This window comes from Sphingobium sp. B1D7B (assembly GCF_025961965.1).
Lineage (GTDB): Bacteria > Pseudomonadota > Alphaproteobacteria > Sphingomonadales > Sphingomonadaceae > Sphingobium.
In genome coordinates this window covers 420,292-432,259 of the sequence record NZ_JAOQOR010000001.1, presented here as the reverse complement: position 1 = coordinate 432,259, position 11,968 = coordinate 420,292, and the positions used below count along the sequence as shown (strand labels likewise).

Annotated in this window: 10 protein-coding genes; 4 read left to right on the top strand and 6 right to left on the bottom strand. The window is 61.0% G+C overall.

Going from position 1 to position 11,968, the window contains the following annotated elements; translation table 11 throughout:
- Nucleotides 1–185: 185 nt before the first annotated feature.
- Both M2336_RS01960 and M2336_RS01955 read left to right on the top strand, forming a co-directional pair.
- On the top strand, nt 186–1,037 hold the full coding sequence (locus tag M2336_RS01960; RefSeq protein WP_264573774.1) for a TauD/TfdA dioxygenase family protein: 852 nt from the start codon (nt 186–188) through the stop codon (nt 1,035–1,037).
- Nucleotides 1,034–1,423, top strand: a complete 390-nt coding sequence (locus tag M2336_RS01955) for a VOC family protein (protein ID WP_319801485.1) — start codon at nt 1,034–1,036, stop codon at nt 1,421–1,423. Before M2336_RS01960 ends, M2336_RS01955 begins: the two co-directional genes overlap by 4 nt.
- Before the next feature lie 20 nt (nt 1,424–1,443).
- Here the strand turns inward: M2336_RS01955 and M2336_RS01950 are convergent, their stop codons facing one another.
- The 3 genes from M2336_RS01950 to M2336_RS01940 all read right to left on the bottom strand — a co-directional run bounded on the left by M2336_RS01950 (nt 1,444) and on the right by M2336_RS01940 (nt 6,329).
- Nucleotides 1,444–2,319: an IclR family transcriptional regulator C-terminal domain-containing protein gene (locus tag M2336_RS01950; protein ID WP_264573773.1), complete on the bottom strand. Its 876-nt coding sequence runs from the start codon at nt 2,317–2,319 to the stop codon at nt 1,444–1,446.
- Nucleotides 2,320–2,438: 119 nt separating this feature from the next.
- Nucleotides 2,439–4,973, bottom strand: coding sequence for a TonB-dependent receptor (locus tag M2336_RS01945; RefSeq protein ID WP_264573772.1), 2,535 nt, complete (start codon nt 4,971–4,973; stop codon nt 2,439–2,441).
- A gap of 285 nt (nt 4,974–5,258) precedes the next feature.
- Complete coding sequence (locus tag M2336_RS01940) at nt 5,259–6,329, bottom strand: alpha/beta hydrolase (protein WP_264573771.1); 1,071 nt, start codon at nt 6,327–6,329, stop codon at nt 5,259–5,261.
- Nucleotides 6,330–6,774: 445 nt separating this feature from the next.
- On the opposite strand from M2336_RS01940, the gene M2336_RS01935 reads away from it, so the two are divergent.
- On the top strand, nt 6,775–7,185 hold the full coding sequence (locus M2336_RS01935; RefSeq protein WP_264573770.1) for a BLUF domain-containing protein: 411 nt from the start codon (nt 6,775–6,777) through the stop codon (nt 7,183–7,185).
- Nucleotides 7,186–7,433: 248 nt separating this feature from the next.
- On the opposite strand, the gene paoC is transcribed toward M2336_RS01935, so the two are convergent.
- From paoC to paoA, 3 genes are read right to left on the bottom strand one after another with little or no spacing between them, the layout of a single operon-like run.
- Nucleotides 7,434–9,635, bottom strand: a complete 2,202-nt coding sequence (gene paoC / locus M2336_RS01930) for an aldehyde oxidoreductase molybdenum-binding subunit PaoC (protein WP_264573769.1) — start codon at nt 9,633–9,635, stop codon at nt 7,434–7,436.
- A gap of 4 nt (nt 9,636–9,639) precedes the next feature.
- Nucleotides 9,640–10,590: an FAD binding domain-containing protein gene (locus M2336_RS01925; protein ID WP_264573768.1), complete on the bottom strand. Its 951-nt coding sequence runs from the start codon at nt 10,588–10,590 to the stop codon at nt 9,640–9,642.
- Nucleotides 10,587–11,222, bottom strand: coding sequence for an aldehyde dehydrogenase iron-sulfur subunit PaoA (paoA, locus tag M2336_RS01920; RefSeq protein WP_264573767.1), 636 nt, complete (start codon nt 11,220–11,222; stop codon nt 10,587–10,589). The genes M2336_RS01925 and paoA overlap by 4 nt, the downstream gene beginning before the upstream one ends.
- 173 nt (nt 11,223–11,395) lie before the next feature.
- Here paoA and M2336_RS01915 point away from each other — a divergent pair, with 173 nt between their 5' ends.
- Entirely contained in the window at nt 11,396–11,773 is a 378-nt protein-coding gene (locus M2336_RS01915) for a DUF1810 domain-containing protein (RefSeq protein ID WP_264573766.1), read from the top strand.
- Nucleotides 11,774–11,968: the final 195 nt, after the last annotated feature.

Below are 11,968 nucleotides of genomic sequence, written 5' to 3'. Positions count from 1 at the left end.
TGAATGCTACCGGAGAAATTTCCGCTTCTCAAGGCCGGAGGATGGCTTGCGTCCAAGACAAAGCCATGCAATCTGTAAATCCGGAATATTTTCCGGCTTATTGCGGCGCGGGCAGGTTTCAGCGGCGTCTTGAGTAGGCTTCCGCCCAGACAAGAGCGATGCATCGCGGGCGTTGGAGAGGAAATTTGGACGACATTTCAATCACGCGGATCAACGGTCTTATCGGCGCCGAAATTGGCAATGTAGATATTTCCAAGGATCTTGATGACCGGACGATCGAGCAGATCACAAAAGCTCTCGCCGAGAATGGCGTCATCTTTTTCCGCGATCAGGATCTCAGCGCCGACCGGCAACGCGCATTTGCAGGCCGCTTTACCTTGCCGGGCGCAAAGCGCGCGCCGGTGGCGGATGCGCAGATCACCATGATCGAGAAGGAAGAGCAGCAGCTCAAGAATGTGGGCGGCGGCTGGCATGCCGACCAAACGTTTAACGAGATTCCATCCTGGGGCTCGATCCTCGCGGCGAAAGTGCTGCCGTCAGCCGGCGGCGATACGGTCTTTGCGAGCCTCGCGGCTGCTTATGATGATCTCTCCGAGGGCATCAAGACCCAGCTCGAAACGATGCGCGCAGAGCATAATAACGAGCGGGTCATCACGTCGATGTCCCTGCTGCCCCAATATGCAGGCACCAAGGCGAAGGTCGTGAAGGCGACCCATCCCGTGGTTATCCGGCATCCGATCACCGGCCGTAAATCGCTGTTCGTCAACCGCGGCTACACGACCCACTTTGAGGGATGGACACAGGAAGAGAGCGCGCCCTTGCTCCAATATCTGTTCCAGAAGTGCGAACGACCGGAATATCAGGTCCGTCTCAAGTGGCGCCCGGGAACGGTGGCGTTCTGGGACAATCTCCAGGTGCTGCACTATGCCGTCAATGATTATCACGGCGAGCGGCGGGTCATGCAGCGTATCTCCGTTTCGGGCATTCGCCTCGATCGGGCGGGGTGCACAGCAGGGGCCTGCGTGTCCCAACCATGATGTTCAATCACATCTTTGTCGGAACGAACGACTTGGCGAGAGCGCGGCAGTTTTACGATGCCGTGATGGGGGCACTGGGGCACGCCAATACCGCCGCCCCGGACGCGCCCCTGCTTTCTTATCGCTGTGGCGAGCAAGGGTTCGCCGTCAGGGCGCCCCGCAATGGCGATCCGGCAACCTTCGCGAATGGCGGCACGATCGGCTTTCGGGCGCCAAGCCCGGAACATGTCGATGCGTTTCATCGTGCCGGATTGGCCAATGGAGGGGTAGACGATGGCACGCCTGGCACGCGGCCGGGCAGCTACGGCCAGCCATATATCGCCTATCTGCGCGATCCCGACGGCAACAAAGTCTGCGCGACGTGGAAGGCCTCCTGGAAGGACTAGTTGCGCCGGTGCGGCTGCCGTCAGAGCAGCGAAGACGCCGCCTGTTCGATCTCGATCGCAGCCTCCTGCAATGGGCCAAGCAGATCGGCCACCAGCCGATCCAGGGACGCACTGCTGACCGAGGCGGCTGCGACAATCGAAGCCGCCTGAACCCCGCCCAGCGACAGGGGAACGGCAATGGAGCGCTGGCCCAGGAATATCTCCTGATCGTTCAGGGCGTAGCCCTTGCTCCGAGCCTCTTCCACATCGGCCTTCAGGGCTGCGGCACTGGAAAGGGTGTTGGGCGTGAAGGATTGGAAGTCCCAGCCCTTCAGGCGCTCGTCCAAGACGTCCGGCGCCAATCCGGCGAGCAGGACCTTGCCGGGCGCCGTCGCATAGGCCGGCAGTCGCGCGCCGACATGTACGTAAAAGGGCTCGATCGGCTTGTGCGTGCCCCGCGCGATGTAGACCACATCCCGCTCGTCCAGCACCGTGATGCAGCACGTCGCATTCAGCCTGCGCGCAAGCTGGGTGAGAAGCGGTTTCGCGATGGTAGCGAATGGCTGCGACGATAGATAGGAAAAGCCGAGTTTGAGAACCCGGGGGGTAAGGCAGAAACGCCCCTCGTCGGCAACGGCATAGCCCAGCTTCTCCAGGGTCCGCAGAATACGGCGGGTGGTTCCCGGGGTGAGCTTGAGCTCCCGTGCAATCTGACTCAAGGTCCAGTCAGGATTGTCCGATCCGAACAACTCCAGGACGGCTAGCCCTTTTTCCAGCGAGGGAATGAAGTCGTCATCCACCGCGCGCACGCCCTCCTGCTCCCCGGTCTGCGTTTTCGATTTGGCCATGTTCAATATTCCGACTTTTTCGCGGGGAATGATGCTGCTCTGCTTTCCACGGCTGGCGGTCAGAATCAAGCTGACGTCCTTAGCCGATCCTGCATGGCGGACAGAGCCAGAAGCAGACAGGGCCGCCGGCGCCAGCCGACAGCCCTGTGTTGCTTTGGGGCAAGCCGAATGCTCGGCTCAGCGCATCATTAGAAGCTCTTCTCCACAGTCAGGTAGAACTGGCGCGGCGCCGCCGGCTGCGCGTTGGTGTAGGCCGCGCCCAACGCCTGGGAGTCGAACACGTTGTAATAATAAACCTTGTCGAACAGGTTCGTGGCTCCAACGGCGATCGAGAAGTCATATTCGTCGTTGTCGTAAGTCAGGCGGGCATTGAAGACCGAACGCGCCGGCATAAGGTTATCAAAGGTGGTCGACGTGCCGGACACCACCTGGCTCGATTCATAGATCCAGTCCACCCGGGGCGTGATCGATCCGGCCAGTGACGGAAGCTCCGCCGTGTACTGCACGCCCGCATTCGCTGTCCAGAACGGCGAATTCTGCCGCCGGTTGACTGCGCGCTCCCGAATATCCGGCGCCGTCAGCTTGGTGTACCCCACCGAGCCATTGATGAGCAGGCCATCGACGGGATTGATGGTATACTCGGCTTCAAAACCGCGGATTTTTGCGGCCTGATTGCGATAGTAGGTCCGTCCGAGGCAGGTGATGCCGGTGCCTGCCGCCACGACCGCTCCGCAGGTGGTCGACCCCGCAGGGCCTCCCGCGAGTGGGACGAGCGTGCGATTTCCGGGCACGGGCTGACCATTTGCGTCCAGTAGGGCCTCGGATCCCGAAATCGAAGTAGGACGGTTCTTGAAGTCGGTATAGAAGGCCGCGAGATTCAGGCGCACCCGACGATCGAAGAGATCGAGCTTGGCGCCGATTTCGTAAGCGATGTCGTCATTGCCATCATATTGCGCGATCTGCGAGGGCTGTTGCGGGCGCGGATCAAAGCCGGGAAGCGAGTTGCCGGTCGCAGCGGACACATAGATGAGCGCGTTGGACGCCAGCTGATAATTGACGCCGGCCTTCCAGTCGAACCGCGTCTGCTGCGGAACGACGTAAAAGACCGTGTCGCTGGCGCTGGGCGAGGTGTCGAGGACGTTATAAAAGTCGACGACCTTCTTATCGTCCGAATAGCGCAGGCCGCCCACGAAGCTGAGCGCTTCACCAAATGGCCGGATCGTGGCGTTGGCGAAGACCGCCTTGCTCGTCGGGTTGAACTCAGAATCGATCAGCCGCTGGAACGAGCTCTGGGGCGAGATAAAGGCGGCATGCTGCGAGCCATCGGCCGTGAAGTAGAAGCCGCCCACGACCCAGTCGATGAACGATGACTTGCCGGACAGGCGCGCTTCGGCCGTCCAATATTCCTCCGAGAAGGTATTGGACCGCAACACCACATTGAGCGGCGAGCCATCATCGTCATAGGAATGGGTCTCGACCATCTCACGGTGCGCGACCACCGCGAGGAAATTGATGTCGGGATTGATGTCCCAGCTCATCTTGGCTGAGACACCCCAGTTCTTGAGGTCGATGAACGGCGAAAAGCTGGCGCCGCCGCGCACGGCCACACCATTGATCCGCAGGCCATTATAGAATGTGTTGCCTGGGATGACCGTGCCTGCGGCGATGGGATCGCTGAAGCTGGCATAGGTGCTGTAGGGATCGCCCGTCAGGAAGCGGGTGTCATAGGCCAGACCCAAGGTGTTGGCGGCGGACACGACCGTCCCGGACACCCGGTTGTTGATGATCCCGACGATGCTATCGGCGTTGTTCTCGCTCGTATCGCGGATATAGTCGCCCGTCACCGTGAAACGCAGATCCTCGGACGGCTTCCAGAGCAAGGACCCCCGGTAGGCCTGCACATCTTCGCCGCCCTGATGGCCGACGACGCAATCCTTGGGCGTGAACCCGGCGGTCGGCATGTTGAGGGTCGAGGCATAAGGCAAGGAGCCCGATAGCGCAGGCGTGCCGCGCGCGCGCATCTCGCAGGTGAAATCGAGGATCTTCTGATAGCCGGTCCGCTTCTTCGAAAGCGCGGAAACGGAGAGGGCGAGCTGCTCGTTCAACGGCAGATTTAGCGAGCCGCGGAAGTCCATGCGGTCATAGGAGCCGGCTGTGATCTGAATACGCCCATAAACATCGCTGGTGGAGGGCTGCTTGCTGATGATGTTGACCGCGCCGGCGAGCGAATTCCGCCCAAACAGGGTGCCCTGCGGGCCCCGAAGCACCTCGATATGCTCGATATCCAGAAGATCGAAGTTCGACCCGAGCAGCGTCGGGAAATAGACGTCGTCGAGATAGAAAGCGACGACAGGCTCGCTGGCGAGGCTCGTGTCCCGATTGCCGATCCCCCGGATTGTCGCGTCGATACCGGGCCCGAATGCACCCTGCGACTTCCGGAATTGCGTGTTGGGAACCACAGCGGTCAGTTCGCCGACACTGGTGATGCCCTTCTGCTCGATCGCCTCGGCCGTGACCGCAGTGATGGCGATCGGCGTATCCTGCAAATTCGTCGACTGGCGCGTGGCGGTAACCACGATGTCCTCAAGGCCGCCTGCCCGGCTGTCCTGTGGCGTCGCTTGCGGGGCCGCCGATGCCGATCCAACCTGTGCGCTTGCCGGCCCTGCTAACAAAGCGAGAACCAGCGCTGCCGAGCTTATGGTTGCCAATTCCAGGTTTTTCATCTCAGTCTCCCTCGGGCGAATTCTAGCGAAATGGAGACCCTCTCGTCGCCTCTCGCGATGCTCGCCATATTTCCGGATATTTTTCCGGTTAGCGATCTAGCGCGCATTTTCGGCAGCTGCAATCCTAATAATCGGCGAAATCCAGAGAAATTTGGTAGAGGTGCGATGTATCTATTTTGTAAAAATGAGACAGGACTGTGATGAGTCGGGCGATAAAATATGTGATCAACTACAGATATGTCTTGTCTACATGTATGATCTCGCTGAGGGAGTTCATGTATATGTTTATCGATCTACGACAATTTTCAGATGTTTTCCGAAGAATGGGAGGACTTCTTTTTGCAGTCTTTCCGGAACTTTACTGCTGTGATCGCCCGGATAAATGTCCAGTTGATTGCTTATAGCATAGTTGTCTAGGTTTTTATGGAGCTCGGTTGCTGCGGTGACGATCGTGTCCTGATCGCCGACGTCGATGCCAATGGCGCGATAGGTCCTGAGAGCAGCGACATACTGGTCGATGAAACTGAGCGGGGCATTGGCTGCGCGCTTGGCCATGATCGCCTCGCGCGACTCGCCCTGTTCCGTAATCGGCAGATCGACAAAGAGCGGCGGCTTCGCCGGATTGGGCGAGAACGCCGCCGCTGTCGCAAGTGGCCCTGCATATTTGAACGGAAGCCCCCGGGCTGCCTGAGGGGATGCAAGATCGTTGATCTCCCTCACTTCTTTTGCGGTCAATCCCTGCGTTCCGAGAGCGCTCAGGCAACAGGGCGACATCATGTAGAGAACGCCAAACCGCCCTGGGCGCTTCATGCCAATGCGCGCGACGCCGTAGCCGCCCATGGAATGCCCCATCAAGCCACGCGCGGCCGCCTCTGGAATCGAGCGGAACTCCCGGTCGATATAGGCAGGCAGTTCATCCGCTATGAATGTCTCGAAATCGCCGGTGACAGTAGAACTGCCATAGAAAGATCCGCCATACTCATTGCTCCCATCGGGGAACACGACAATGACCTCCGGCACTCCCGCAGCAAAAGCTGCAGCGATCCGCCTGGCCGCATCGAGTTTCTGCATCCAGCTCGCCGCGTCGATGGAGAAGCCGTGCAGGGCGTAAACCACGGAGTATCGCCGCTTGATGTCGCGGCCATAACTCGGGGGAAGAACGACAAAGACCTCGCGCTCGGCGGAGGTCCCAAGAAGATTGTCGGTTATGGCTTGTGAGTGGACCAACCGTCGCTCTACCCGAACCTGGATGTTGGGGGCTTCGGCCTCGCTTGCGATCGATGGAGCGGCGGGAGCGGCGCCAGCGGCCAGCGAGGCGGTGACAAGCCCAAGGGCAACCAGCAACCGCATCTTCATATCTGCATCCTCTCTTGCCGTCAGGCCAGAAGTCTTCTCGCGGCTCACATTTCACACATAGGCCAATTCGACCTGCGCGCACTCACCACTATAAACATATGTTTACATGTTTTATCGGTCAAGCAGCGCTTGTTTTGGTGTTACTGGACCAGTCGCCATGTCGGCGACGCTGCTGGTCAGAAGTCGACAGAGCCCGATCCCTCTTCGTTCGAAGCGGTTGATCCGCTCCAGGCCGAAAGCGGCCGGGTGCGTCCTGAGAAGTCCGCCTCCGCTATGGATGGCTGTGAAATGAGGGGCGCACAGGGAAATCCGCCCGGTGCAACGGAACGCGGATTTGATGACTTAAAGTCAAATCCTCGTCGATTTCGGCTCGCGCACTCGGCTCACCGTGCTGGAAGTATTTGATTAACATCGCATCCCTAGCCCGGTCGCTAAGGAGCCTGCCATGCATCGCATTTTATATATCAGCACTGTCCGTCGGACGCTTTCGGATGCGGAGCTTGAGGACATTTTGGTCGCGTCCCGACGGAATAACCGGCTCGCTGATGTAACGGGCTTGCTCGTGGTAGGGAATCGGCGCTTCCTTCAGGTTCTCGAAGGCCCTGAAGACGCCGTCAATTCGACGTTCTCCCGCATTTCAAAGGATCAGCGTCACTATGCTGTGGTCCAACTGAATAACAAGGCAATCGCGGCACGGTCGTTCGCGCGTTGGGAGATGGGATTTCAGCGGGGTGGCGACGTCAACGAGGGCTCGACCCTTGAAGAGCAGGTGGCAAGCTTGCTTGAACCTGTCACCGACGCAAATTTGAAAGCCTATTTCAGCGGTTTTGCTAAATCCCATAGTCAGCCGGCCTGAGAAACCACCAACATTCGTCATTAGCGGATCCAAGCTCAGGAACCACCAGCATGTTTCCTCATAGGAAGCCCAATAGTCATCTTGGGCGCCGACGATTAACACTCATCGTCCAATCCTCAGTTGGAGCAGAGCGCGGCCTCCATGAGAGCAGAATGCCTCGCAACCATGGCTTGGCCGCCGCGACATTTCTTCGTCGCGCTCAACTCAGGCCGTCCAGCGCTGCTCCACTAAACCTCATTCGCGTCCGCCTAAACCGCCTTCGGTAAGCGCGAGAGATGCTTGTCCAAGGTCATCGGATAATCGCGCAGCCGCACGCCGGTGGCATTGTAGATGGCGTTGGCGACCGCGGCTCCCACGCCGCAAATCCCCAGTTCCCCAACGCCTTTCGCCTTCATCGGCGTGGACCAAGGGTCGGTGGTATCGAGGAAGATGACGTCCTGATGCGGGATGTCTGCATGGACCGGGACCTCATAACCCGCGAGGTCGTGATTGACGAAGAAGCCGAACCGCTTGTCGACCACGAGTTCCTCCATCAGTGCCGCGCCTGCGCCCATGGTCATGGCGCCGATCACTTGGCTTCGCGCTGACTTGGGGTTGAGGATGCGTCCAGCATCGCACACGGCGAGCATTCGCCTGATGCGGGTTTCGCCCGTGAAGGCGTCGACCCCGACCTCCACGAAATGACCAGCGAAGGTGGATTGTTGCGCCCGGTCGGAAAAGTCGTCGGCATAGTCGATGCCATCCTCGGCGACGAGTTCCCCATCGCGCGCGGCGTCGCGCAAGGGCACGGCGCGATCGCCCGAGCGGACCTCGCCGTCGGCAAACGTCACATCGGCATTGTTCAGCCCCAAGCGCGCCGCCACCTGGTCGCGCATCTTGATGCAGGCGGCATAGACGCCAGCCGTCGAGTTGGCGGCGCCCCATTGGCCGCCGGAGCCCGCTGCGGCGGGGAAATCAGAGTCGCCCAATTTCACGATGACGTCGCCCAGATCCACGCCCATCATCTCGGCGGCGGTCTGTGCGATGATCGTGTAGGTGCCGGTGCCGATATCGGTCATATCGGTCTCGACGGTGACCTTACCGTCGCCCGACAGCCGGACCCGTGCCGCGGATTTGGTCAGCTGATTGTTACGAAAGCCGCCGGCCACGCCCATGCCGATGAGCCAGCGGCCCTCACGCACGGAGCCGGGGGCCGTCTTGCGCTTGTGCCATCCGAAGTGCTCCGCGCCGGTCCTGAGGCACTCGACGAAATGACGCGCCGAAAAGGGACGCTCGGGCTTCATCGGATCGACCTGCGTATCGTTCAGGATACGAAATTCCACCGGGTCCATCCCCAGCTTCTCGGCCATTTCATCCATGGCGATCTCCAGCGCCATCAGCCCCGGCGCTTCGCCAGGCGCGCGCATTGCGTTGCCTTCCGGCAGATCGAGCTGCGCCAGTTTCATGGCGACTTCCCGGCTTTCCCCCGCGTAGAAAAGCTTGGTTTGCTGGACGGCGGTCTCCGGTTCGCCATCCGGCAGATTTCCCGAAATGCTCTCATGCGAGATCGCGAGAATGCGCCCATCCTTGTTCGCGCCGATCCGGATATGCTGCAGGGTCGCGGGCCGATGGGTCGTGTTATTGATGATGAGCGGGCGCGTGAGGGCGACTTTCACCGGCCGCCCAACCGTCTTGGCCCCCAGCGCCGCAAGCACGACATCGGAGCGCAGAAACAATTTTCCGCCAAAGCCGCCCCCGACATAGGGGGAATCGAGCCGCACCTGCTCGGGCTTGAGCGATAGGGCCTTGGCAAGATCGCGCTTGCCCCAGGCAATCATCTGGTTCGACGTCCAGACGGTGAGCTTCTCGCCCTCCCATGCGGCGATGGTGGCGTGCGGCTCCATCATCGCGTGGCTCTCGTCCGGCGTGCTGTAGCGCTGGTCGAGTTTGACCTCAGCCTTGGCGTAGCTGGCTGCGAAATCGCCGGCTTTATTGGTCTCGTCCTCGTCCGGAACGGGCTCGGCCCGAGGCGCCTCACGCTGGAGATCGAATTTGCCATCCTCCCGGACATAATCGACCTGAATCAGCGACGCGGCCGCGCGGGCCTGCTCGAACGTCTCGGCGACCACCAGCGCGATCGCCTGATGATAATGCTGGATCTTCGCCCCGCCGAATAGATTGGCGGTGTTCTGGCCGCCGAGCGGCAGCGGCTTATGGTCCAACGTGGTGATGATCGAGAGCACGCCAGGCGCGGCCTTGGCGTCGACCAGATCGAACGACCGGATCGTCCCCCTGGCGATGGCCGCGCCGACGACGAAACCATAGGCCTGGTTCGCGGCGACATCATGCCGCTCATAGGCATAGGGTGCGCGCCCCGTTGTCTTGAGCGGCCCGTCGATGCGATCGGTGGACTTGCCGACGACCTTGAGCTGATCGATCGGGTTCTGGGTGGCAGGGGCATCGAACTTCACGGCATCAACCCTTCGCGTCGTGCAAGATGCCGGCAAGCGTCCGCTCGACCAGCTCGATCTTGAATGCATTGTCCCTGGTCGGCGCGGCGCCGGCGAGGAGGTGCCGGGCCACTGCCTCCGCCCCTTGCGGAAGCGCGGCATCCGCAGCGTCCGTGCGCCAGGGCTTGGGCGCGATCCCGCCCACCGCAACACGGCCAGAGCCATCCGGCTGGAGGATCGCCGCCACCGACACGAGCGCAAAGGCATAAGAGGCCCGATCACGCACCTTGTGATAGACATGCTGGCCGCCAATCGGCTTGGGCAGCAGCACGGCCGTGATCAGTTCGCCGGGCGCCAACGCGGTTTCCACGTGGGGCGTCTCACCGGGCAATTTGTGAAAGTCGGCAATGTCGATCGACCGGATATTGCCCTGTGCATCGACCGTCTCCACGCGCGCATCCAGCAGCCGCATCGCAACCGCCATGTCGCTGGGGTTCGTCGCGATACAGGCAGCGCTGCCGCCAATCACCGCCAACTGGCGGGAGGCGCCCTCAATGGCCGCGCAGCCGGTCCCCGGCTGACGTTTGTTGCAGGGTTGGTTGGTATCGTAGAAATAGGGACAGCGGGTCCGTTGCAGAAGATTGCCGCCGGTGGTCGCCTTGTTCCGGAGCTGCCCGGACGCGCCGGCCAGAATGGCCCGGCTCAGGACAGCATAATCGCTGCGCACGCGCCGATCCGCCGCGAGTGCCGTATTGGTGACGAGCGCGCCGATTCGCAGGCCGCCATCGGGCTCTTGCGTGATCTGATCGAGCTTCAGATCCTGGACATCGACCAGATGGGTCGGCGTTTCGATCTGCAGCTTCATGAGGTCCAGCAGGTTCGTGCCGCCGGCAATGAAGCGGGCGCCCTGGTGGCTCAAGACGGCCGTCGCGGCCTGAGCGGGCGAGGTCGCGCGCTCATAAGTGAACGGCCTCATGCCTTGGCCTCCGCGACTTCGGTAATCGCCTCGGCAATGTTGGAATAGGCGCCGCAGCGGCAGATATTGCCGCTCATCCGCTCGCGCAGTTCCGCGTTGCTGAGTTGCGGCTTGGCCGACAGATCATCGGTGACGTGGCTCGGCACGCCCGCGGCAATCTCATCCAGCATGGCGACCGCAGAGCAGATCTGGCCCGGCGTGCAATAACCGCACTGATAGCCATCATGCTTCACGAAGGCGCGTTGCATCGGGTGGAGCTGCTCCGGCGTGCCCAGCCCTTCGATGGTGGTGACCTTGTCGCCATCATGCATCACCGCGAGCGTCAGGCAGCTGTTGATCCGGACACCGTCGACCAGCACGGTGCAGGCGCCGCACTGGCCATGATCGCAGCCTTTCTTCGTGCCGGTGAGTTTGAGCTCTTCGCGCAGCGCATCGAGCAAGGTGGTGCGCGTATCGGTTTTGAACCTGTGCGGCTGACCATTCACGCTCAGGGTAACCTCGACCATCGCTTCGCGTGGTTGCGGCAAGGGCTGCCGAGCATCGGCGTTGTTCAGGCTCATGGTCGCCGCCGTGGCCGAGCCGCCAACCAGCACGCCGCGTCGAGAGACGTGCCACTCCTCCGATCGATCCATGGCATCGTCGTCCTTCGCACCTGCTGATTGGATAATCCCATGCTGGCCGAACGCAGCAGCCGCCAATTGGCTTCCAAATTATCGTGGGTGGCAGACAGGCGCGGCACTTCCCGGCCTGTTCGGCACCGCTCGGGATAGGTTGGCTTTACAGGCTCCCACTGCCAATGTGCGGGATGACCAGCGATCCATTCGATCTGAACCGATTTGTCGACGCCCAGCAGGGACGCTACGCGCAGGCCCTGGCGGAAATCCGCAGCGGTGCAAAACGAACGCACTGGATGTGGTTCATCTTTCCGCAGATTGCGGGCCTGGGGACCAGCCCCACGGCGCAGCACTTCGCGATCCGCTCGCGCGCCGAAGCCAAAGCCTATCTGGCGCATCCGGTCCTCGGCCCGCGCTATGAGGAATGCGTCATCGCATTACAGGAGCTGCATGGCTCCAGCGCTGAGCAGGTCTTTGGCGCCATCGACGCGATCAAGCTCAGGTCATCACTGACGCTGTTTAACAGCGCTGAGGACAGGCCGATTTTCCGTGCCGCGATCGAGCGCTGATTTGACAGCCCTGACGAACGCGCCGTCGAAATTCTGGGGCAGATGGGTTCATCAGCCTGAAAGAGGGCGGTTGATGAAGCGGAGGCTCATATCGCCCGGCGAACGTATCGCAAACCTTCCTATAAAAATTCGCCCCATCGCCGATTCCAACCCACGCTTGTCACAGCCGAACCTCCCGTGTATTGAATGGCAATC

Coding starts and splice junctions, on each gene's coding strand:
- M2336_RS01955 (WP_319801485.1), top strand. CDS start 1,034: ATGATGTTCAATCACATCTTTGTCGGAACGAACGACTTGGCGAGAGCG.
- M2336_RS01945 (WP_264573772.1), bottom strand. CDS start 4,973: ATGAAAAACCTGGAATTGGCAACCATAAGCTCGGCAGCGCTGGTTCTC.
- M2336_RS01940 (WP_264573771.1), bottom strand. CDS start 6,329: ATGAAGATGCGGTTGCTGGTTGCCCTTGGGCTTGTCACCGCCTCGCTG.
- M2336_RS01935 (WP_264573770.1), top strand. CDS start 6,775: ATGCATCGCATTTTATATATCAGCACTGTCCGTCGGACGCTTTCGGAT.
- M2336_RS01925 (WP_264573768.1), bottom strand. CDS start 10,590: ATGAGGCCGTTCACTTATGAGCGCGCGACCTCGCCCGCTCAGGCCGCG.
- paoA (WP_264573767.1), bottom strand. CDS start 11,222: ATGGATCGATCGGAGGAGTGGCACGTCTCTCGACGCGGCGTGCTGGTT.
- M2336_RS01915 (WP_264573766.1), top strand. CDS start 11,396: ATGACCAGCGATCCATTCGATCTGAACCGATTTGTCGACGCCCAGCAG.